The organism is Pseudomonas sp. PS01298 (genome assembly GCF_029959745.1).
GTDB lineage: Bacteria > Pseudomonadota > Gammaproteobacteria > Pseudomonadales > Pseudomonadaceae > Aquipseudomonas > Aquipseudomonas aylmerensis.
This window is the reverse complement of the sequence record NZ_JASCPP010000017.1, coordinates 1-22,461: the sequence shown is the minus strand read 5'-3', so window position 1 is coordinate 22,461 and position 22,461 is coordinate 1. Positions and strand designations below refer to the sequence as shown.

At 62.2% G+C, this 22,461-nt stretch carries 18 protein-coding genes; 11 read left to right on the top strand and 7 right to left on the bottom strand.

All coding sequences use genetic code 11. The features are described 5' to 3' along the window. Positions 1-8 precede the first annotated feature (8 nt). Complete coding sequence (locus tag QMX97_RS09265) at positions 9-941, bottom strand: NAD-dependent epimerase/dehydratase family protein (protein WP_065899641.1); 933 nt, start codon at positions 939-941, stop codon at positions 9-11. Positions 942-1,435: 494 nt separating this feature from the next. On the opposite strand from QMX97_RS09265, the gene QMX97_RS09260 reads away from it, so the two are divergent. Further along, positions 1,436-1,936, top strand: a complete 501-nt coding sequence (locus QMX97_RS09260) for a sigma-70 family RNA polymerase sigma factor (RefSeq protein WP_282396771.1) — start codon at positions 1,436-1,438, stop codon at positions 1,934-1,936. Continuing rightward, positions 1,936-2,883 (top strand): FecR domain-containing protein, encoded by a 948-nt coding sequence (locus tag QMX97_RS09255; protein ID WP_282396770.1) that lies wholly within the window; start codon positions 1,936-1,938, stop codon positions 2,881-2,883. The genes QMX97_RS09260 and QMX97_RS09255 overlap by 1 nt, the downstream gene beginning before the upstream one ends. A 124-nt stretch (positions 2,884-3,007) precedes the next feature. Here the strand turns inward: QMX97_RS09255 and QMX97_RS09250 are convergent, their stop codons facing one another. Next, the gene (locus tag QMX97_RS09250; RefSeq protein ID WP_065899634.1) at positions 3,008-3,709 is read right to left on the bottom strand and encodes an SDR family oxidoreductase; all 702 of its coding nucleotides are present in this window, start codon (positions 3,707-3,709) and stop codon (positions 3,008-3,010) included. Then, positions 3,706-3,921 carry a 4-oxalocrotonate tautomerase family protein gene (locus QMX97_RS09245; protein WP_065899633.1) on the bottom strand — a complete coding sequence of 72 codons (216 nt, stop codon included), beginning with the start codon at positions 3,919-3,921 and terminating at the stop codon, positions 3,706-3,708. The genes QMX97_RS09250 and QMX97_RS09245 overlap by 4 nt, the downstream gene beginning before the upstream one ends. 199 nt (positions 3,922-4,120) lie before the next feature. Here QMX97_RS09245 and QMX97_RS09240 point away from each other — a divergent pair, with 199 nt between their 5' ends. After that, positions 4,121-6,262: a M48 family metallopeptidase gene (locus QMX97_RS09240; protein ID WP_282396769.1), complete on the top strand. Its 2,142-nt coding sequence runs from the start codon at positions 4,121-4,123 to the stop codon at positions 6,260-6,262. Positions 6,263-6,322: 60 nt separating this feature from the next. On the opposite strand, the gene QMX97_RS09235 is transcribed toward QMX97_RS09240, so the two are convergent. Continuing rightward, positions 6,323-7,639: an OprD family porin gene (locus QMX97_RS09235; protein ID WP_065899631.1), complete on the bottom strand. Its 1,317-nt coding sequence runs from the start codon at positions 7,637-7,639 to the stop codon at positions 6,323-6,325. Between the two features lie 408 nt (positions 7,640-8,047). Between QMX97_RS09235 and QMX97_RS09230 the strand changes: the two genes are divergently transcribed. Then, positions 8,048-10,135 (top strand): TonB-dependent siderophore receptor, encoded by a 2,088-nt coding sequence (locus QMX97_RS09230; protein WP_282396768.1) that lies wholly within the window; start codon positions 8,048-8,050, stop codon positions 10,133-10,135. A gap of 92 nt (positions 10,136-10,227) precedes the next feature. On the opposite strand, the gene QMX97_RS09225 is transcribed toward QMX97_RS09230, so the two are convergent. The 3 genes from QMX97_RS09225 to QMX97_RS09215 form a co-directional block, all read right to left on the bottom strand. After that, positions 10,228-10,446, bottom strand: a complete 219-nt coding sequence (locus QMX97_RS09225; protein ID WP_065899629.1) for a hypothetical protein — start codon at positions 10,444-10,446, stop codon at positions 10,228-10,230. Between the two features lie 234 nt (positions 10,447-10,680). Next, positions 10,681-11,787, bottom strand: coding sequence for an agmatine deiminase (gene aguA / locus QMX97_RS09220; protein WP_065899628.1), 1,107 nt, complete (start codon positions 11,785-11,787; stop codon positions 10,681-10,683). Between the two features lie 121 nt (positions 11,788-11,908). Continuing rightward, positions 11,909-14,818, bottom strand: coding sequence for an aminotransferase (locus QMX97_RS09215; RefSeq protein WP_282396767.1), 2,910 nt, complete (start codon positions 14,816-14,818; stop codon positions 11,909-11,911). A 148-nt stretch (positions 14,819-14,966) separates the two neighbouring features. On the opposite strand from QMX97_RS09215, the gene rfbB reads away from it, so the two are divergent. From rfbB to QMX97_RS09180, 7 genes are read left to right on the top strand one after another with little or no spacing between them, the layout of a single operon-like run. After that, positions 14,967-16,049, top strand: a complete 1,083-nt coding sequence (gene rfbB / locus QMX97_RS09210; RefSeq protein WP_282396766.1) for a dTDP-glucose 4,6-dehydratase — start codon at positions 14,967-14,969, stop codon at positions 16,047-16,049. Continuing rightward, positions 16,046-16,921, top strand: a complete 876-nt coding sequence (gene rfbA, locus QMX97_RS09205; protein ID WP_065899625.1) for a glucose-1-phosphate thymidylyltransferase RfbA — start codon at positions 16,046-16,048, stop codon at positions 16,919-16,921. The genes rfbB and rfbA overlap by 4 nt, the downstream gene beginning before the upstream one ends. After that, positions 16,918-17,463, top strand: coding sequence for a dTDP-4-dehydrorhamnose 3,5-epimerase (gene rfbC, locus QMX97_RS09200; protein ID WP_282396765.1), 546 nt, complete (start codon positions 16,918-16,920; stop codon positions 17,461-17,463). Before rfbA ends, rfbC begins: the two co-directional genes overlap by 4 nt. Next, the gene (gene rfbD, locus QMX97_RS09195) at positions 17,460-18,329 is read left to right on the top strand and encodes a dTDP-4-dehydrorhamnose reductase (RefSeq protein WP_282396764.1); all 870 of its coding nucleotides are present in this window, start codon (positions 17,460-17,462) and stop codon (positions 18,327-18,329) included. Before rfbC ends, rfbD begins: the two co-directional genes overlap by 4 nt. A gap of 36 nt (positions 18,330-18,365) precedes the next feature. Beyond that, positions 18,366-20,174 carry an ATP-binding protein gene (locus QMX97_RS09190; RefSeq protein WP_106805432.1) on the top strand — a complete coding sequence of 603 codons (1,809 nt, stop codon included), beginning with the start codon at positions 18,366-18,368 and terminating at the stop codon, positions 20,172-20,174. Further along, positions 20,171-21,556, top strand: coding sequence for a sigma-54 dependent transcriptional regulator (locus QMX97_RS09185; RefSeq protein WP_065899621.1), 1,386 nt, complete (start codon positions 20,171-20,173; stop codon positions 21,554-21,556). The genes QMX97_RS09190 and QMX97_RS09185 overlap by 4 nt, the downstream gene beginning before the upstream one ends. Positions 21,557-21,582: 26 nt before the next feature. Next, positions 21,583-22,038, top strand: coding sequence for a YiiD C-terminal domain-containing protein (locus QMX97_RS09180; protein ID WP_282396763.1), 456 nt, complete (start codon positions 21,583-21,585; stop codon positions 22,036-22,038). The last annotated feature ends 423 nt before the right edge of the window (positions 22,039-22,461 follow it).

Sequence of the window (22,461 nt, the reverse complement as noted above, 5' to 3'; positions counted from 1 at the left end):
CCGGCGAGTTACAAACTTCGCAAAAGCTGCGCCAGACCCTGGCCGATGGAGGTCGGTTCCGGGAGTGCAAAGCGTTCCAGCAAACGGGTGTTGTTGGCGCGCGAATGGCGAATGTCACCTTGGCGTGGCGCCTGGTAAGTCACGTTCAGCGGGGTGCCCGTGGCCTTGCCCAGTTCGGCAATCAGGTCATTGAGACTGGTCGCGCGGTTAAGCCCGACGTTGATGGCTTCAGGGGCCGGCTTGCGGGTCTCCACGGCCTGGACCAGGATGCTGACCAGGTCCTGCACATAGACGAAGTCGCGCGTCTGCTCGCCGTCACCAAAGACCGTGATCGGCTTACGGGCCAACGCGCGTTCGGTGAAGATGCTGATCACACCGGAGTACGGCGATGAAGGATCCTGGCGCGGGCCGAAGATATTGAAGAAACGGAAGATCACCGGTTCCAGGCCGTGCTCGCGGCGATAGAAGTCCAGGTAGTACTCACTGGCCAACTTGTCGCTGGCATAAGGGGTCAGTGGCGACTTGGGGGTGTCTTCGGTGATGGCCGTGCCTTCGCCGTTGTTGCCATAGGTCGCGGCGCTGGAGGCGAACACCACGCGCTTCACGCCGGCCTTGAGCATGCTCTGGCAGACATTGAGGGTGCCGACGAAGTTGGCTTGGTGGGTGGCGACAGGATCGTCTACCGACGCCTGCACCGACGCCACTGCGGCAAGGTGGACGACGGCGCTGCAGTCGCGCATGGCTTGGTCAACGACGGCGCTGTCCGCCACGTCACCGACGACCAGTTCGAGGTCGGCATTGTCCACGGGCAGGTTCGTCACCTTGCCGGTCGACAGGTTATCGAGTACGCGAATCTTGTAGCCTTTGCCAAGCAAAGCATCTACCAGATGTGAACCAATGAAACCTGCACCACCCGTAACCAGAATTCGTCCAACAGCCATGTAGTTTTCTTCCTAAAGACTCGAGCGCAGGCGTGTAGAAGCGAGCCTGCTAAATAAAGTGACAGCGTTTATTAGTTAACTCTGGCCGACGCCGCCGGACCGTTTGAATCCGAGCCGCCATATCCCTTTATCTTGAAAAACCACAGCGGGACGAACGCGCGTCATTAATGTCATTTTAATGGCTTAGAGCCATCAAAACCGTCGCGAATAATGTTGGATGAATATCAAACTGTCAACGCTTTGTCTTATCTGCCGCCCAACGGCATTTTTTGCGCAAAAACGTCACTTATTTGACGACATAAATGGTGCCATGGAGGGCGTTCGCTAACGGGTTTAGTCGCGGGAAAAGTGCGGATACGTACGAGCGGAAAGTTTAAAAAGACCGACATTTTAATAGTACCGAACGCACTAAAAGAACATTCAAAGGCCTTGCCTAATAAACGTGCCATCACAATAATGAGAGCCATTACCATTTACACTTCGGTGGCACGCTCATGTCGACCCTCGATCCTTCAACACTTCACCAGCTGTACAGCGAACACAACAGTTGGCTGAAGGGCTGGTTGCGGGTGCGCCTGGGGAATGCTGCGGATGCGTCCGACTTGGCGCAGGACACGTTCGTACGTGTGATGACGGCCCGCCAGACTACGCCCATCCGGGAGCCGCGCGGCTATCTGAGTGCGATTGCGCGTTCGTTGCTGATCGATAAATCCCGGCGCCGGGCCATCGAACAGGCTTACCTGCAGGCATTGGCGCTGCGGCCGGAGCCGGTGGAGGTGTCGCCCGAGGTGCGCTTGTCGATCATTGAGATGCTGGTGTCCATCGACACGCTGCTGGATGGGTTAGGCACGCGCACACGCGAGATTTTTCTCGCAGTGCAGTTGGAAGGCTTGAATTACGTAGCGGCTGGCGAGCGATTCGGGGTCTCGGTGACCACGGTGAAAAATCACCTGGTTCGCGCCATGACCCAATGCCTGTTGCTGGTCGAAACCTGATGGCTACACCGCCGGACCTCAAGACGCTGGAGGCCGCCGCCACCTGGTACGTGCAGCTCAATGACGGTACGCCGGATGAGGCGCGCACCCACGCCTGGCAGGCCTGGTTGCAGGCCAGCCCGCAACACGCGGCGGCGTGGGCACGGGTCGAGGCGCTGCAGCAGCAGTGGGCGAAGATGCCTCGCCAGGCGGCGCTTTCCGGTCTGGGCGCGGCGCAGAAACAACGTCGCGCTGTGTTGAAGATTCTCGGCATGCTGCTCGCGGTAGGTGGCTGTTCGTGGCTGGCGGTGGAACAGGTGCCGTATCGCGCGGTGCTCGCACAACACCGCACCCACACCCGGGAACGGCGCTCGCTGAGGCTCGACGATGGCACGCAACTGGAGTTGAACACCGGCACGGCGCTGGATATCCGCTTCGACGCCCATCAGCGGCTGATCCAGCTGTACCAGGGCGAAATCCTGGTGCAGACCGCCAAGGACCCGGCCCGGCGCCCGCTCATCGTCAGCACCGGCGACGGCACGATCAAGGCGCTTGGCACCCAGTTCAGCGTTCGCCAATTGGAAGACAGCACCCACGTCGGTGTGCTGGAGGCCGCCGTTGAAGTCCGCCCGCGCCGCCAACCAGAACAGGCGTTGCGCCTGGAGGCCGGCCAACAGGTCACGTTCGATCACGATGCGCTTGAAAACGCGCGTCCTCTGCCTCCCGGCTCGGCGGCATGGGTTCGCGGCATGTTGAGCGTGGACGATTGGCGCCTCGGCGACTTCATCACCGAGTTGGGTCGTTACCGCCCAGGCGTGCTGCGTTGCGCGCCGCAGGTCCAGGACCTGAGCATTTCCGGCGCGTTCCGCATTGACGACACCGACACTGTGCTGGAAAACCTGGGCAAAACCCTGCCAGTAAGGGTGCGCTACCTGACCCGCTATTGGGTCAGCATCGAACTCGCCTGAAAACTGTTCGCGCGCAGCCTTGCCGATTTTGATCTCATCCCGAACAGTGGGTGGAAGGTTTTTGTGCAGCGGTGCCCGCCATCGAGACTAGTCGGCGGGCGTCATTGACTCAAGCCACCTGCACTCAGTGCCCGGCACTTTGGCCGCCGTCCACATGCAGAATCTCGCCGGTCACGAATGCCGCTTGCTCCAAATAGATAATCGCCTGGGCGATGTCACTCACTTCGCCCATATGCCCCATCGGGTGCAACTTCCCGAGTGCCGCGTGGGTGGGCTCGGCGTGCATCGGCGTCTTGATGATCCCCGGGCTCACTGCGTTGACCCGAATCCCGCGCTTGGCGTATTCAATCGCCAGCGACTTGGTCGCCGAATTCAGCCCGCCCTTGGTGAGGCTGGCGAGCACCGAAGGCACGCCGTCGACGGCATGGTCGACCAGGCTGGTGGTGACGCTGACGATGTGGCCGGCGCCGCGTTTTTCCATCTCGGCAATGGCGAGTTGGGTGATGTAGAAAAAGCCGTTGAGGTTCACCGCGAGCACGTTGGCGTAGTCCTCCTGGGTGTACGTGGTGAAAGGCTTGGCGATGAAGATACCGGCGTTGTTGACCAGGCTGTCGATGCGCCCAAAGGCTGCCAGCGCTTCGCGGATGACGCGCTGGGCGGTGGCGGAGTCGCCGATGTCACCGGCGACGGTGAGGATGTTCGGGTCGGTGGACGGCTGGATCGAACGCGAGGTGGCGACCACGCGGTAGTCGAGGGCGCGGTAGGCCTGGACCACGGCGGCGCCGATGCCTTGGGAAGCGCCGGTAACGATAACGACTTTACTCATGATGATGCTCCGGTAATGGATTTGCGGTACTCAGTGGTGGTGATGCCGGCGTAGCCCCAGTTATCGGTGTCGATTTCTTCGATGACGATGTGGGTCAGGTCCGGGCGTTTGTGCAGGACGCGTTCGAGGGTTTCGGTGAACTCGGCGATGACCTGGGCTTTTTGCTCCGGGGTAACGCCGTCTCGGGTGATGCGCAGGCTGACAAAGGGCATGGCAATGGCTCCAGTCGCCGGCCATCGGGGTGATGGGCTGGCAGTGGGGCCAATTTAGGCGTGCGCCTTGAGCGGATAAAGGTGGGGCTGGGTACTTCATTAGTGACGCGGTGTAATGGATCAACAGCGTCGTATTGCCCTATCCTCGCTGGCGTATTTTTCGGTATAACCGAAGCCCACGCGTTGTGAACGGACTCCCATGAACGCCCTGAAGCTGACCTTTCTGCTGGTGATTTTCCCGCTGCTGTTGGCCGCACTCGGCGGTTGGGAGCACCAGCGCGCTGCCCAAACCAGCAACGCGGTGATCGACTACCACCTCAATGTCGACATCGCCAAGCAGCAACTGCAGGCGCTGGCGGCGCAAGACCCGGCCGCGACCGTCGACCTCGGCAAAGAAAAAATCCGCGTGCAACTGGCGCTCTCGCGGCTGGACAAGATCGAAGCCGAACTGCCCACCGCTCATCACATCAACCGTGCACTGCGGGCGTTGGCACCGTGGGTGATCGGCCTCGGGCTGCTGGCGGCCTTGATTGGCCTGGCGGCGCTGCTCGGCACGCAGTGGGCCGGGCAACGGGCGCAGCAGTCGCGGGACAAACTCTTGCAGGCGTTCACCCTCGGCAGCCGCTTGCTGCCCTACGTGTTGGTCAGCCATGTGGTGGCGATGGCAGCAACGGTCGCCCTCGCCTTGAGCTATGAAAGTTTGGCGATGTGGCATGTCGGCCGGCTGGGCAGCGGTGAAATCAAGCTGATGGCAGTGCTGGGGGTGGTCGCGGCGTTCTGCGTGTATTCGATCTGGCTGTTGCTCAAGCAGTTGCGGTACATGCTGGGCATGTTCAAGCCCGAACCGCTGGAGATGTTCGGCGCCGTGGTGACGCCCGAGCAGGCACCAGCCTTGTGGGGCCAGGTGAATGAGCTTTCGAGCACACTGGATGCATTGGCGCCGGACCATATCGTCGTGAGCCTGGCCCAAGGCTTTTATGTGACGTCCAGCGAGGCCAGTGTGCTGCCGGCGCAAACCCGCTTGACTGGACGCACCCTGCACGTGCCGCTGCTGCACCTTGGCTTGCTGAGCCGCGCCGAAATCGGCGCGGTGATCGGCCATGAACTCGCGCACTTCGCCGGTGAAGATACCGACTACAGCCTGCGCTTTGTGCCGATCTATGACGGCGTCAATCGCAGCCTGCAGGCCTTGCTGCAAACCCTGCTGGCGAGCGACCTGATCCAGGGCTGGCTGATGCGCCCATCCTTTCTGTTCGGCGTGTTTTTCATGCAGCACTTTGATCACGCGGTGAATCATTGGAGCCGCGAGCGCGAGCTGCTGGCGGATGCCGCCGGTGCGCGCGTGGCCGGCAATCGCGCCGCGGCGTCGGCCCTGTTGCGGGTGTCGGTGCTGCATGCCCACGTCGAGGAATCGCTGCTGACGTTATGTGACGCCGCATCAGAAGAAGACCTGCCCCGCGCCGTGCTCACCGCGCTGAGCGGTTGCGAATTGCATCTGCCGCCTGAAGCACTGGAGATTCATCAGCCGCATCCGACCGATTCCCACCCGTCCAATGGCGAACGCCTGCAGGCGCTTGAGGTGCCGTTGGACGAGGCGCTGCGCACCGCCACCCGACCCGTCGACGCCACCGCGGCGAACGGGCAAATCGATGGTTATTTCAGCGCGCCACAGACGCTGCGCGAGCAACTGTATCGCGATCTGCTCGAGGTGGCCGTCGCCGAGAACGCCATGCACACTCAGCTGCTGGAAACCCTGGTCGTTTCGACAGATGGCGAACGCGCACTGCATGAAGGCGGCGCATGGCGCGGCGTCTTGATGGCGGTATTGACGATACCCTTCGTGCTGTTCGCCCTGTGGATAATGGCCCGCCCCTGGCTGGCCCCGGAGCGCCTGAAAGGCATGCCGTTGTCGACAATCGGCGTGGGCGCCGCCGTCGGTAGCGTCGCGCTGATATTCCTGGGGCTGGGCGTGCGACGGTACAAACGCGCAGCGCAGGTCGCCTTGCGCCTGACGCCGGAGCATTTTGTCTTCGCCAACCTGAAGCAGCCGGTGCCGATCGAGCACATCGCCGATGTCTCGCTGCAGTTCATGCAGGGCATCTGGGTAACGCTGGAGTTGAAGCCGGATGCGCCCTTGCCTGAGCGGCGCAAGACCGCGTTTGGCGTGCCCGGCGCGCGGATCAACAAGAAGAAACGCCAAGTGCTGCTGCAGATGGCGCAACTGTGTATCGACAACCAGAAGATCGAACCCTACGAGGGCCTGAGGCTGATGCTCGACTACGTCAACGCGTCTGTTGCACGCAAGGTCCTGCAGAGCCGGGAGGATTCTGCGCAGGCATAAAAAAACCCCGAACCAGTCGGGGTTTTTTATCGCCTTGGATCAGGCGCGACGCCAGATCAATCAGAAAACGTTGATCGGGTAGTCGGCGAACAGACGGATTTCGTTACCGCCTACGTTGTACTGGTCGGCGTTGCTGGAAACACGCAACCAGGACGCACGCGCACGCAGGCTCAGGTCTTTGGCCGGGCCACTCTGAACGACGTATTTGAACTGGTTGAAGATTTCACGCTCAGTGCCATTGCCGCGGTTGGAACCGTCGTCAATGTTGGTACCGCGCACGTAGGCAACGTTGTAGCTCAGGCCAGGCACGCCGAAGGTAGCGAAGTCGATACCGTAGGCTGCTTGCCACGAACGCTCGTCCTTGCCGTTGAAGTCGGACCAGTAGGAGTTGGCCAGCAGGATGGTGTTGCCGCCATCGCCGATGCCGCCAGCGTTGCGGTAGCCGCCATACAGGTAGCCGGTGTCGCCGGTGCTGCGCTGGTGAGCAAGGGTGAAGCTGTGCGGGCCGACAGCCCACGTGGCGCCCAGGCTCCAGATTTTGTTGTCGCGAGCGTCTTCGTCTTTCTGGTTTTCCAGGGCGAAGCTCTTGTCCAACTTGGTTTTGTAGCCGTTGAAGTCAAAGGTCAGCGACTGCTTCTCTGGCAGGGCCAGCACGTAGTTGACGTTGACGTATTGCTTCTTCAGCACGTCCTGCATGTCGGAAGCGTAGAGCGCAGCCGACAGGCTTTCGGTGAATTTGTAGCTACCACCGATGTAGTCGATGCTTTTCAGGCGACCGCTGTCGGTGCCTTCCATGCTCTTGCGCGCTTCTTTGGTGAAGTGACCTGCGTCCAGTTGCAGACCGGCGATCTCTTTGGAAACGATCGACGTACCGGTGTAGGTTTCCGACAACAGACGGGAGTTGTCGTACTGCAGTACAGGCACGGCCGGGAACTGATCACCGTACTTGAGCACAGTGTTGGAAACGCGGAACTTCACGGCAGCGCCGCCTTTGGCCAGGTCGTGCGGTGCCGAGCCTGGGTTGTTGCTGCCATCAGGGTTGGTGGTGCCATTGCCCTGCTTGAAGAAGTCGATGCCGCCCGCGCCGGCGCGACCTTTACCACCGTCCAGACGGATAGCGTATTGGCCGATGACGTCCACACCCACACCGACGGTGCCTTGGGTGAAGCCGGACTCCAACTTACCGATGAAGCCTTGGCCCCACTCGGCTTTGTCTTGCTTGCCGTTCTTGTAGTCACGGCTGATGTAGGCGTTACGTGCTGCGATGTTCAGGTGGCTGTCTTCAACAAAACCCTTGGATTGCTCCTGGTCGTTGGCCATTGCCTGAGTGGCGCTCAAAATCCCCAGAGCGATCAGACCCATCCGTTGCTTCAACATTTCTTATATTCCTTATTACTGGTTGAGTACGCGCTGTGACACCAGGCTCCGTGTCGCTTTTCTGGTGTCGACTTTTCCAGGAAAAAAGAAAGCCCGCGGACGACTTAACTGCCGCGGGCCTTTTTTATTGGATGAGTCATGGCGGTTAGCCACAGGCGTTGGGCGCAATCCTAGTCGCGCGTTGAACTATGTGTCAATTTCGTGAATCGTCTGTATTTAGGCGAAATAATTCTAAGCAAAGGCCTATTGCCGCTCTGGAAACGACAAAAAATCGCCTTTGGCGACCTTTGAAACACATTTAGTAACATATTTCAAAGCCGATACATTTGGGAATAGATAACGCACGTAAATGCAAAGCATTACCATTAACGCGCAATTTCCTCCCTAACAATTCGGATACATTTCCCCATGCCAGCCCCACGCCTGATGCCCCTCACCCTTGGGCTTTCTGTTCTGCTGTCTGCCGGTTTTGCCTGTGCGGTGACCACCCTGCCCGAAACCTCGATCAGCGTCGACGCCGACGAAGACGATCCCCGCGTCAGGGAAACCACCACCGCCACCCGCACCGCCACTGCGGTGCGTTATGTGCCCCAGGCGATCGACTCGGTCAAGACCGAAACCCTGCGCGCCTACGGCACCAATGACCTCGGCCAGGCGTTGAGCGGCATCCCCAACGTGAGCAGCGGCGCCGACACACGTTTCGACAGTTTGCGCATCCGTGGTTTCGACGCGAGCAATGACTTCTATCTGGATGGCATTCGCGACGACAGCCAATACGTGCGCGACCTGCATAACATCGAGCGCATCGAAGTGCTCAAGGGGCCAGCAGCCGTACTTTACGGGCGAGGCGGTCAGGGAGGGATCGTCAACCGCGTGAGCAAACTGCCCATCGCCGGCCACGCCTCGAGCATCGAGGCCCAGGGTGGCAGCAATGATTTGCGCAGCCTGTATGCCGATCTCAGTGCCGACCCCAGCGACACCCTCAGCCTGCGCCTGAACATGGGCAACCAGGACAACAACAGCTTTCGCGATGGCGTCAGCGGCAATCGCCAGTTGTTCGCACCGTCCATGAGCTGGCAACTGACCCCGGACCTGAACTGGCTGGTGCAATACGAATACAGCCGCTACAACCGCACGCCGGACCGTGGCATCCCCGGCGTCAACGGCCGCCCGGCGGATGTGAGCCGCGGCACCACCTACTTTGACAGCCGCGACTACATCGACGACAAGACCCAGTCGCTGCGCTCCAAGCTGGCCTACGAACTCAATGACAATTGGCAACTGCGCCAGACGTTGGGCGTATTCAAGCTCGACAGCGATTTCGACAACACTTACCAGACCGCCTACGCGCCTACGACTAACAGCGTCACACGCCAGCGCTGGCAGCAGGACCTGACCACCCTGAATATCTTCAACAACCTTGAGCTCGAAGGTGGCTTCAGCACCTTCGGCCTGGAGCACCGCCTGCTCAGCGGCCTTGAGCTGGGCAGCCAGCGCCGCGACCCCAAGCTGTACACCGCGACAGCCGTCAGCCGTGGCGGGCAGGCCGTGCCGAGCCTGGACCTCAACCAGCCGAATCGCCACCTGAGCCACACCGGGCGAATGAGCGTGTCGAGCAACAATCACACTGAAGTCGACAGCCGCGCCGTCTACGTACAGGACCAACTGCGCCTGAATGATCAGTGGCAATTGCTCGCTGGCCTGCGCTACGACCGATTTGAAGTGGACACCAAGAACAAGCTGCTCAACACCCGGCAAGCGGTCGAAAGCCACAGCACCAGCCCGCGCTTCGGTGTGGTCTGGACGCCGCTGGAACATCACTCGTTCTACGCCTCGTGGAGCAAAACCTTTTCCCCGGCGGGGGGCGGCGTGATCGGCATCACCCCGAACGCCGCCGGCAGCGTCAACGACCTGAGCCCCGAACTGACCAAGCAGAAGGAAATCGGGGTCAAGAGCGACTGGCTCGACGACCGCCTCAGCACCACCCTCGCCGTGTACGAACTGGAACTCTACAACCGCCGCACCAGCGACCCGCTGGACCGCACCATCACCTTGCTCAGCGGCCTGCAGCGCTCGCGTGGCGTGGAGCTGACCGCCACCGGCAAGATTGTCGGCAATTGGTCGGTGCGCGGCGGCATCGGCTTGCAGGATGCTACGGTCGTGAAGGACAACAACGGCTTTGAAGGCAAGCGCGTCAGCGACGTCGCCAAGCGCAATGCCAGCCTGTTCCTCACCTGGAAACCGGAAATGGGTTGGTACGCGGAAACCGGGCTGACCCTGGTGGGCGACCGTTATGCCGACAGCCTCAACACCGTGGTCATGCCAGGTTATGGTCGCTGGGACGCATTGGCCGGGTTCCGTCAAAAGGAATGGGACCTGCGCGCGGCGCTGAATAACATCGCCGATAAAACCTACTACGCCTCGGCGACCAGCGTGGCGCAGATCCAGCCAGGCGAGCCACGCAGCCTGGTGGTCACAGGCACTTACAGCTTCTAAATTCCCCCTCCACCTGTAGGAGCCGGCTTGCCGACGATAGCGTCGGCGAGATCAGCGCAGGCCCAAGGCCGTCGTCGCCGGCAGGCCGGTTCCTACAAGGGTGCGATCAGTTCACACAGCGCGTGCACTTCTTCCTCACTGAACAACCCCGCCGGGTAGCGTTCACTCATCACGCTGCGCAAGTCAGGCTGCTGCCGGATCTGTCGCGAACCGTTTTCCTTCAACCAGAGCGCCAGCGCATGGATCGCGTCACCGTTGACCCGCAAAGGGTGGAAGGTGCGCGTGTACATCAGGTTGATATCGGCATTCATTTCAGCGCTCTCTCCTACTGCGTGAGCGGCTAACTTACTCAAGGTTTATGACAGAACTGCGCAGTCATCACCCTGGGCCACTGTGACAACACCGATACAAGAGCTATGCCAATGTCCCGTGTTTATAGGCATACGGACACAAAAAAGCCCGCGACCTTGCTGGGCCGCGGGCTTGCTCAAAACGCTGAAACCGGCTAGCGCCCGCTCATCGCTCGAACGCTGTTACAACTGCACTCAGTTTTTGTGCGGGGCTGGCTGTTGTTGGGTCAGGCAATGGATATTGCCGCCGCCCAGTAACAGTTCACGGCCCGGCACCATCACCACTTCGTGCTGTGGGAACAGCTGCTGCAGGATGGCCTTGGCCTGGCTGTCCAGCGGATCGTCGAAGCTCGGCGCGATAATGCCGCCGTTGACGATCAGGAAGTTCACGTAGGAACCCGCCAGCCGCACGCTCGGGTTGCGCTCCTGGGTACCGTCTACCGGGTCCACGCCGGCGCATTCTTCCTCGGTGGCGTACAGCGGCCCCGGGATCGGCATTTTGTGCACTGTGAACGCGCGTCCCTTAGCATCAGTGCTGCTTTGCAGGACGTCGAGGGCGGCATGGCAGCGCGCGTAGTTCGGGTCTTGCGGGTCGTCGGTCCAGGCCAGCAGCACTTCACCCGGGCGCACGTAGCAGCAGAAGTTATCCACATGCCCATCGGTTTCGTCGTTGAACAGGCCGTCCGGCAACCAGATGATCTTATCCACAGCCAGGTTGGCGCTCAGCACTGCTTCGATCTCGCCACGGTCCAGGTGCGGGTTGCGATTGCGGTTGAGCAGGCACTCCTCGGTGGTGATCAAGGTGCCTTCGCCGTCGACGTGGATCGAGCCGCCTTCGAGCACAAAGCCCTCGGTGCGGTAGCGCGGCGCGCGCTCGATTTCGAGGATCTTGCCGCCTACCTGCGAGTCGCGGTTCCACGGCGAATACAGACCGCCGTCAAAACCGCCCCAAGCGTTGAAGTCCCAGTTCACGCCGCGCACTTCGCCGCTGTTGTTGATCACGAAGGTCGGGCCGGTGTCACGTACCCAGGCATCGTCACTGGACATTTCCACCACGCGGATATTCGGCACATCCAGGCGGGCGCGGGCGTTTTCGTACTGGCCGGCGGACACCGCCACGGTCACCGGTTCAAAGCGCGCAATGGCCTTGGCCACCGCGACGTGCGCCGCCTGCGCTGGCTTGCCGCCCAGGCGCCAGTTGTCCGGGCGTTCTGGCCAGATCATCCAGGTCTGGGTCTGTGGCGCCCATTCGGCGGGCATGTAGAAGCCATCGGCGCGGGGTGTGCTGTGCAGGGTGGTCATGGCGTTCAGGACTCCGAATGGGGTGAAGGCCGACTTTATAACGGATAAAAATCGGCTTTAAAAGCGATCTGCGATCATAGTGGATAAATATGACAATAAATAGCCGATAACAATCGACTACCTACACAAGCTCATCCAGCACCTTCGACAGCATATCGACGAAGAAATCCACGCTGCGGCGGGAGGTGACCATCGGCGGCTTGATCTTGAGGATGTTCAAGTAATCACCGGTAGGCTGCATGAAAATCCCCAGCTCGCGCAGGCGCTCGCAGAGCAGCGCGGTTTCTTCGGTGGCGGGTTCCAGGGTGTGGCGGTCGCGCACCAGCTCCAGGCCCAGGTAGAAACCCGAGCCGTGAACGGCGCCGACCAACGGGTGACGGTCGATCAATGCTTCCAATCTCGCCTTGAAATGCCCGCCGACCACTTGGGCGTTTTCCCACAGCTTTTCTTCCTCCATCACATCCAGCACTGCCATGCCGATGCGGCAACTGACCGGGCTGCCACCGGAGGATGAGAAGAAATAGCCCTCAGCCTCCAGCGCCTCGGCGATTTCGCGGCGGGTGATCACCGCCCCCAGCGGCTGGCCATTGCCCATGCCTTTGGCCATGGTGATGATGTCCGGCACCACGCCCTGCTCTTCAAAGCTCCAGAAAAAGTGGCCCATGCGGCCATAACCGACCTGCACTTCATCGGCGATGCACACGCCGCCCTGAGCGCGCACCAATGCATACACCTGCTGCAGATAACCAGGCGGCAGCGAGATGCCACCGGCATTGCCGTACACCGGCTCGCAGATGAAACCCGCCAATTGACGTTTGCTCGCGGCGATTTTCGCCAGGTTGTGTTCCACGCTTCGTACATAGTCCGGCGCGCTGTCCTGCCCGCGGAACTCGCCGCGATAGGTATTGGGCGCGGTCACCGGGTGCACCCACTCCGGGCGGCTGCTCAAGGCCTGGGGGTTGTCGGCAATCGAAGTCGAGACCGCATCCGCTGCCACCGACCAGCCGTGGTACGCCTCCAGCACGCTGAGCATGTCGCGCCCGCCGCTGTAGGCCCAGGCCAGGCGGATCGCCAGGTCGTTGGCTTCGGTGCCGCTGTTGACCAGGAACACCCGGTCCATGCCCGCCGGCGCCAGCGCCAGCAAGCGCTCGGAAAACTCGGCAATTGCCGCGTAATGGAAGCGCGAGTTGGTGTTGAGCAGCGACCACTGGCGCGCCGCCACCTCGGCCATGCGCGGATGGCCATGGCCGAGCACCGCCACGTTGTTGAGCATGTCCAGGTAGGAGCGGCCCTGCATGTCGATCAGGTGGTTGCGCCAGCCGCGCTCGATACGCGGCGGATCGGCGTAATAGTGTTTCTGCGAGCGGGCGAAGCTGGCATCGCGGCGCGCCAGCAGGGCCTCGGGGTCCAGCTCGGGCTCGGCATCGCAAGCCAGCCCCAGCAGCGCGGCCGGCGAGGGGCACAGCACCTGCCACGCCTGCGCGCGCGAGGGCGTGCAGAATAACGGCGCCGGCAGCTCGGTGCGACACAGTTGCACGGTGAGCGGGCCTTCGACTTCGCCGATAACCTGGCCCTTGAGCACCGCAGCGCCCGGCCGCAGCGACGCCTTGACACCCCACAACCGCACGTTGGCTTCACCGCTGTGCACACGCAGTTCGCCGTTGGCGCCCAGGTGCACAGTGCCCGCAAACGGCGCTTCGACGGAGGTACCCTGGGGCACGTGCAGCTCGACGTGCAATGGGAACGTCTGCGGCTCATGGGCACTGTCGGGCTGAGTCCGTGACAAACGGTACTGCCCATAACGACTGGCCGCCAGGCCATGCACGGCGGCCGCGTCCTGCAGCAAACGCTGATCGGCGCCGGCATGTTCCCAGTTGCCGGCCTCGAAATGCGCGCTGAGCACGCCCAGGTCGATCAGCGCAAATTCGCGCCCCACCAGCCCTGGCAACAACGGCGCGAAGCCTTGGCTGACCAGCGCTGCAGGCGCCTGCCCGACGCAGCTGAGAATCGCCGCTTCCATCAACTCGAACGGCACCGATGTCGCCACATGGAAGATTTCCCACTCGTGCTCGGCGTTTTTCAACAGGTAACTGTTATCCGGATCCAGGCGTTGCTGCTGCTCGCTGCTGAGTACCAACACGGCCGCGCGGGCGACGATCAACGGCCACAGCACCTGCAATTCTTCGGGCTGCAGCGGTGTCACCGCATGGCAAGCCTGGATCGCCGGCAAGATCGCAAACGGGTCGCCCTCGGCATGGTGCAACAGGGCGGCGCAGGTCACGGACAGGTCGGCGATGCGCCAGGTGTGGACCAGGTCGCCGAAATCGATCACGCCCTGGACTTGCCAACGGCGTTGGGCATCGCGTTGCCAGACCACGTTGTCGTCGGTGATATCCATGTGCACCGCTTGCCACGGCAAGCGCTCGGCCAAGGGCCGGATGCGTTGCTCGACCTGCTCGGCCACCTGCTCCAGGGCCGCGCGATGCGGCAGGTTTTCCAGGCTGGCCAGCAGGTGGGTGATCAGTTCCCGTGCATGGCGCGGGTCCCATTGCAGGGTGCGTTCCAGGCCCGGATGGGCAAAAGACGCGAGGGCCAGGCTCATACGGCCGCACAGGTCGCCGAAGCCCGCGATCACCTCACGCCCCAGGTGAGGCAGGTGGGTCAACGGCTGCCCGTCGATATAATCCAGCAGACGCACATGCAGGGTTTGCCCGTCGAGATTGACGCTCAGCAGTTCGTCGCCGCTCAAGGCCGGGATGACCTTGGGTACACGCAGGCCGGCTTGCGCCTGCAAGCTGTTGAAGGCCGCGTGCTGGGCGTGCAATTCCACAGCGGCGTAGTCGCCCCGGCAGATTTTCAGAACAAAGCGCCCGCGCGGGCTGTCGACCTTGTAGTTGAGGTCCTGTTGGCTGCCCAGTGACTGCAATGTGCCCGCGAGGCCGTAATGTTGCTCAAGCAACTGCGCCGCCTGATCGGGGCCTACTTGCGGGCAGGGTAGACTGGCGCGATGAATCAACGTGGCGAGCAACATGGGGTGGCCTCGGTTTTTTTTCAGGGGTGTATATCGCCATTGTTCAGGGGGCTTACGCAACCCCCGGACATATACCGCCCTGTCCAGCGCCACAACACAGGCTATGCTCCATTCGCTAATCGTCCGTCTAAGGAAAAGGGCCCCCGACATGCGCATTCTCATTACCGGTGGCGCCGGTTTTATCGGTTCTGCTTTGGTACGTCACCTGATTCAGCACACCGAGCACGAAGTGCTCAACCTGGACAAACTCACCTACGCCGGCAACCTGGAGTCGCTGACCAGTATCGCCGCCAACAGCCGCTATGAGTTCGTCCAGGCCGACATCATCGACCAGGCCACCGTCAGCGCCGTATTGGCGCGCTTCGAGCCCCAGGCGATCATGCACTTGGCCGCCGAGTCGCATGTCGACCGTTCGATTGACGGTCCATCGGACTTTATCCAGACCAACATCGTCGGCACCTACAGCCTGCTGGAGGCCGCCCGGGGCTACTGGCAAACACTCGAGACCGCAGACAAAAGCGCGTTTCGCTTCCACCACATTTCCACTGACGAAGTGTACGGCGACCTGCATGGCGTGGACGACCTGTTCACCGAAACCACCCCCTATGCGCCGAGTTCGCCTTACTCCGCCAGTAAAGCAGCCTCCGACCACCTGGTGCGAGCCTGGCAGCGCACCTACGGCCTGCCGGTACTGCTGACCAACTGCTCGAACAATTACGGCCCGTTCCATTTTCCCGAGAAATTGATCCCGCTGGTGATCCTCAACGCGCTCGCGGGCAAGCCATTGCCGGTCTATGGTGATGGTTTGCAGGTGCGCGACTGGCTGTTCGTCGAAGACCACGCGCGGGCGCTGCTCAAGGTGGTCACCGAAGGCGCCGTCGGCGAGACCTACAACATCGGCGGGCACAACGAGCAGCAGAACATCAGCGTGGTTCGCAGCATCTGCGCCCTGTTGGAAGAGCTGGCGCCGCAGCACCCGGACGGCGTCGAGCAATACGCCGACCTGATCACATTCGTAAAGGACCGCCCAGGGCACGATCAACGCTACGCCATTGATGCCAGCAAGATCGAACGCGAATTGGGCTGGGTGCCTTTGGAAACCTTTGAAACCGGTCTACGCAAAACCGTGCAGTGGTACCTGGATAATCTGGAATGGTGCCGCAGGGTCCAGGACGGCAGTTATCAGGGTCAACGATTGGGCAACACCGACATGAGGGATCTGATCGCATGATGAAAGGAATCGTATTGGCCGGCGGCTCCGGCACGCGCCTGCACCCCATCACCCTGGGTGTGTCCAAGCAATTGCTACCGGTGTATGACAAGCCGATGATCTATTACCCGATCTCGGTCCTGATGCTCGCAGGGATCAAGGAAATCCTGGTGATTTCCACCCCGGCGGACCTGCCGCAGTACCGCAATCTGCTGGGTGACGGCAGCCAGTTCGGCGTGACATTCAGCTACGCCGAACAGCCGACCCCGGATGGCCTGGCGCAAGCCTTCCTGATTGGCGAGCAGTTCATAGGCAGCGACCCGGTGTGCTTGATCCTGGGTGACAACATTTTCCATGGTCAGCGCTTCAGCGAGCAGCTGCACGCGGCCGTCAAACGCGGCAAGGGCGCCACGGTGTTCGGCTATTGGGTCAAAGACCCGGAGCGCTTTGGCGTGATCGACTTCGACAGCGAAGGCCGTGCCCTGTCCATCGAAGAAAAGCCGGCGGTACCGAAGTCCAGTTACGCGGTGACCGGCCTGTATTTCTACGATAACGATGTGGTCAATATCGCCAAGGCGGTGAAGCCCTCGGCTCGCGGCGAATTGGAGATCACCGACGTCAACAACGCCTACCTGCACCGGGGTGACTTGCAAGTGGAACGTTTCGGCCGAGGCTTCGCCTGGCTCGACACGGGCACCCACGACAGCTTGCTCGACGCCTCGCAGTACGTGCAGACCATCGAGCGCCGCCAGGGCCTGAAAGTCGCCTGTCTCGAAGAGATTGCCTACGGCAACGGCTGGATCGATCGCGACCACCTGCTCGAACGCGCCAAATACTTTGGCAAGACCGGCTACGGCCAATACCTCTACTCACTGGCCGGAGACAACCAGTGAACGTCATTGAAACCTCATTGCCAGGCGTGCTGATCATCGAACCCAAAGTGTTCGGTGATGAGCGCGGCTTTTTCTACGAAAGCTTCAACGCCCGGGCTTTCGAAAACGCCACCGGGCTGCAGCGCAACTTTGTCCAGGACAACCATTCACGCTCACAAAAAGGCGTGCTGCGCGGCCTGCACTATCAACTCGAACACACCCAGGGCAAGCTGGTGCGCGTGACCGCCGGTGAAGTATTGGACGTGGCCGTCGATATTCGCCGCAGCTCGCCGAACTTCGGCCAGTGGGTGGGGGTTCGGTTGTCGGCGCAGAACAATCGCCAGCTGTGGATACCGGAAGGCTTCGCCCATGGGTTTGTGGTACTCAGCGATTACGCCGAATTTCTGTACAAGACCACCGACTATTACCAGCCGAGCGCCGAGCGCAGCATCCTGTGGAATGACCCGGCGCTGGCCATCGACTGGGAACTCACTGCACCGCCGCAACTGTCTGCCAAGGACCAGGCAGGCAAACGACTGATGGAAGCCGACCTGTTCCCATGAAAATCCTCATCACCGGCCAACACGGCCAAGTCTCCCTGGCGCTGCAACAGCGGCTGCAGGATCTCGGCGAACTCATCGTGCTGGGCCGCGATCAGCTCGACCTGGCTGACGTCGACCGGATCCGCCAGCAGGTCCGTGCCCAGCGCCCCGACCTGATCATCAATGCCGCGGCTCACACTGCGGTCGATCAAGCCGAAAGCGAAGCAGACGTCGCCTTCGCCATCAACGCGATTGCCCCCGGCGTCCTCGCCGAGGAAGCCGAGGCCCTGGGCATCCCGTTGATCCACTACTCCACCGACTACGTGTTTGACGGCAACAAACCCGCGCCCTACACCGAAGCCGACACACCGAACCCCCTGGGCGTCTACGGCCAAAGCAAGCTGGCGGGTGAGCAGGCGATTGCCGCCGTGGGTGGCGAGTACCTGATCCTGCGCACCAGTTGGGTCTACTCCAACCACGGCAAGAATTTCCTGCTGACCATGCAACGCCTGCTGCAGGAAAAACCGCACTTGCGTATCGTCGCCGACCAGATCGGTGCGCCGACCTGGGCCGGCACGATCGCCAACAGCACCCGTGCCTTGATCGATCGCTGGCAGGCCGGCAAGGCCGGTGAATGGGGGGTCTACCACCTGACCGCCCAGGGCGAGACCTCTTGGTTCGGCTTCGCCGCGGCGATCGCCGAGCAGCTGCGCGCCGGCGGCACAGCCTGTGCCGAGCTGGAGGCGATTCCCTCCAGCGCCTACCCGACGCCCGCCAAGCGCCCGCTGAACTCACGCCTGGATTGCAGTCGCCTGCAGCAACAATGGCAGGTCAGCCAGCCACAGTGGCAAGACGCATTGCGCGAGTGTCTTGCAAGGCAGCACTAGGCATAATGCGCCTGTACCCACAGGCGCACGACTCCCATGAACCCACCCCTTCCGCGAAGACCCCGCTGGCGCAGCCTCGCCCTGTTGGCGTTGTGCCTGGCGCCGCTGCTGTGGCCGCTGGAGCACTTGGCCGAGCGCTATTACCGCAGTGAACTGGCCGGGCAGAACCGCCAGACCCTCGACCTGTACGTGGCCAACCTGCTGGGCACGCTGCATCGCTATGAAGTGCTGCCGCAGATTCTCGGTGACTTGCCGGCCCTGCGCACGGCCCTGGATGCGCCGCAGGTGAGCACCAACCTGGTCAACGCCAACCTGCTGCTCAAGGACGTCGCGGCCCAGGCCGGGGTGGAAGTGATGTACCTGATGGACACCACCGGCAAGACCCTCGCCGCGTCTAACTGGGACAAGCAAGACAGTTTCGTCGGCCGCAATTTCTCCTTCCGCCCCTACTTCAGCGAAGCCATGGCCGGGCGCCTGGGGCGCTTCTTCGGCCTGGGCACCACCTCGGCCAAACGCGGTTACTTTTTCGCCGCCGCCGTGCGCGATGGTGCCACCATCATCGGAGTGCTGGTGGTCAAGGTCGACCTGGACCACACCGAGAGCCTGTGGGGCAATACCCCGGAACAACTGCTGGTCACCGACCACAATGGCGTGGTGATCCTGACCTCGCGCCCGCAATGGCGCTTCCGTGCCACTCGGCCACTGACCGCCGAAGAACGCCAGGCCATCATCGCCATCCAGCCCTACCCGACTCGCGACCCGCAGCCATTGGCACTGAGCTCCACGGCGTGGCTGCGCCAATCCACAGCCATCGCCGAGACCGGCTGGAACGTGGAGATCCTGGCGCCGCGCTCGCTGATCAACCGCCCGGTGCGCACAGTGGTTGCGGTGGGGGGCGCCACGCTGCTGGTGTTGATGCTGTTGCTCGGCCTGATGATGCAGCGCCGCCGCCACTATCTGGACCGCATTGCCTTCGAAGCCAAGGCCCGTCGTGAGCTGGAAATGCGCGTGGTCGAGCGGACCAGCGACCTCGAAGGCCTCAACCGCCGCTTGAAGCAGGAAGTGCTCGAACGCGAACACGCCCAGCAGGAACTGGTGCGCGCCCAGGATGACCTGGTGCAGGCCGGCAAACTGTCGGCTTTGGGCACCATGTCCGCGAGCATCAGCCACGAACTCAATCAGCCCCTGGCGGCGATCCGCAGCTACGCGGAAAACGCCGAGATCCTGCTCGACCACGAGCGCACCAGTGATGCGCGGGGCAACCTCAAGCTGATCAGCGAACTGACCGGGCGCATGGCCTCGATCATCGCGCACCTGCGCGCCTTTGCCCGCCGCGACCGCCATGCGCCGGAAAGCGTGGCGCTGCAGCCGGCGCTGGACGACGCGCTGGCCTTGCTGGCCAAGCGGCGGCGGTCGATGGAAGTCGAGTTGATCCGCGATTTGCCGGAAGCGACCCTGTGGGTGCAGGCCGGCGAAACCCGCTTGCGCCAGGTACTGGGCAACCTGCTGGCCAATGCCCTCGACGCCCTGACCGAAAAAGGCCCGCCGCGCAAGCTCTGGCTGAGTGCCCAAACCACCGAACAGGGCGTCAACCTGTACATTCGCGACAACGGCCCGGGCTTTTGCATGGAAGCCCTGGGCCGCGCCAGCGAGCCGTTCTACACCACCAAGACGCGCACTCAAGGCCTGGGGCTGGGGCTGGCAATCTGTGACACCCTGATGCGTGCCTTTGGCGGCGAGCTGCTGTTCGCCAACCACAAGGAAGGCGGCGCGCTGTTAACCTTGAAATTGCGTGCCGGCTCGCCGGGCGTCAGTCTGCAACCGTCCGAGGACCGCAGTGTATGAGTATCGATAACCAGATTCAGGTGGTGTTGATCGACGACGATCCACACTTGCGTCAGGCCCTGTGCCAGACCCTGGACCTGGCCGGGCTGAAAGTCCTGACGCTGGGCGAAGCCACCGGCCTTACCGCACGCCTGTCCCGCGATTGGCCGGGCGTGGTGGTCAGCGACATCCGCATGCCCGGCATGGATGGCCTGGAGCTGCTGGCCGAACTGCACGGCCAGGACGCGGAGTTGCCGGTACTGCTGATCACCGGCCACGGCGACGTGCCGCTGGCGGTGCAGGCCATGCGCGCCGGCGCCTATGACTTCCTGGAAAAACCCTTCGCCAGCGACGCCCTGCTCGACAGCGTGCGCCGCGCCCTGGCCCTGCGCCGCCTGGTGCTGGACAACCGCAGCCTGCGCCTGGCCTTGAGTGACCGCCAGCAATTGAGCACGCGGCTGGTCGGCCACTCCCCGCAAATGCTGCGGCTGCGCGAGCAGATCGGCGCATTGGCGGCGACCAAGGCCGATGTGCTGATCCTCGGTGAAACCGGCGCCGGCAAGGAAGTGGTCGCGCGCGCCTTGCATGACTTGTCGAGCCGACGCAGCGGGCCGTTTGTGGCGATCAACGCCGGCGCCCTGGCTGAGTCGGTGGTCGAAAGCGAGCTGTTCGGCCATGAACCGGGCGCCTTTACCGGCGCGCAGAAGCGGCGTATCGGCAAGTTCGAATTCGCCAACGGCGGCACGCTGTTCCTCGACGAAATCGAAAGCATGAGCCTGGATGTACAGGTCAAGCTGCTGCGCCTGTTGCAGGAGCGTGTGGTCGAGCGCCTGGGCGGCAATCAGCTGATTCCACTGGATATCCGCATCATCGCCGCCACCAAGGAAGACCTGCGCCAGTCCGCCGACCAGGGCCGCTTCCGGGCCGACTTGTACTACCGCCTCAACGTCGCGCCGTTGCGCATCCCGCCGCTGCGCGAGCGCGGTGAAGATGCGCTGATGCTGTTCCAGCACTTTGCCGACGAAGCCAGCAGCCGCCACGGCCTGCCGCTGCACGAGCTGCAACCGGGCCAACGCGCGCTGCTGCTGCGCCACAGCTGGCCGGGCAATGTCCGCGAACTGCAGAACGCTGCCGAGCGCTTTGCCCTGGGCCTGGAGCTGGCGCTGGACAACACGCCGGACAATCCGGCGGCAGGTGTACTGACCTCCACTCCGGGAGGCCTGAGCGAACAAGTCGAACAGTTCGAGAAGAGCCTGATCGCAGCCGAACTCACACGCCCCCACAGCTCCCTGCGCAGCCTCGCCGAAGCCCTGGGTGTGCCGCGCAAGACCCTGCACGACAAGCTGCGTAAACACGGCCTGAACTTCGCCGACAGCGGCAACCACAGTACCGACGACGAATGACCCCGCCCACCCATCAAGAGGCACCCATGAGCCGCGACAGCCGTTACCTGGAATCCATCCTTCACCACGACATTCCCCTCACCCGGGAAATGGGCCTCAAGGTGCTCGACTGGCAACACGGCCAATTGCAGCTGCACCTGCCCCTGCAGGCCAATATCAACCACAAGAGCACCATGTTCGGCGGCAGCCTGTATTGCGGCGCGGTGTTGGCGGGTTGGGGTTGGCTGCACCTGCAGCTGCGCGAGGAAGGCATTGAAGACGGGCATATCGTGATCCAGGAAGGGCAGATCAGCTATCCGCTGCCGGTGACGCAGGATGCGACGGTGATGTGCGCAGCGCCGGAAGAGAAGGTGTGGAAGCGCTTTCTCGCCACCTATAAGCGTTATGGCCGAGCGCGTTTGACCCTGGAGACATGGATTGTGAATGAGGGCAGTGAGGCGCGCGCGGTGGTATTTACCGGCCAGTACGTCCTGCACCGCTAAAAGCATAAGCGTGGAAGCGGCTAGCCTGCATCCCGCGCCCGACGCAGTTCCCATGTGGGAGTGGGCTTGCTCGCGAAAGCGGTGGATCAGCCAACATGTTCGGTGACTGGCATACCGCCTTCGCGGGCAAGCCCGCTCCCACATTGGGATGCGTCGTCCATTGCTGCGGCGCAAGGCCCGGCAATTTCAACCGCACAGCCAAACGCGAAGCTTCACACCGATCAAAAATGTGGGAGCGGGCTTGCCCGCAAAGGCGGTGGATCAGCCAACATGTTCGGTGACTGGCATACCGCTTTCGCGGGCAAGCCCGCTCCCACATTGGGGGATGCGTCGTCCATTGCTGCGGCGCAAGGCCCGGCAATTTCAACCGCACAGCCAAACGCGAAGCTTCACACCGATCAAAAATGTGGGAGCGGGCTTGCC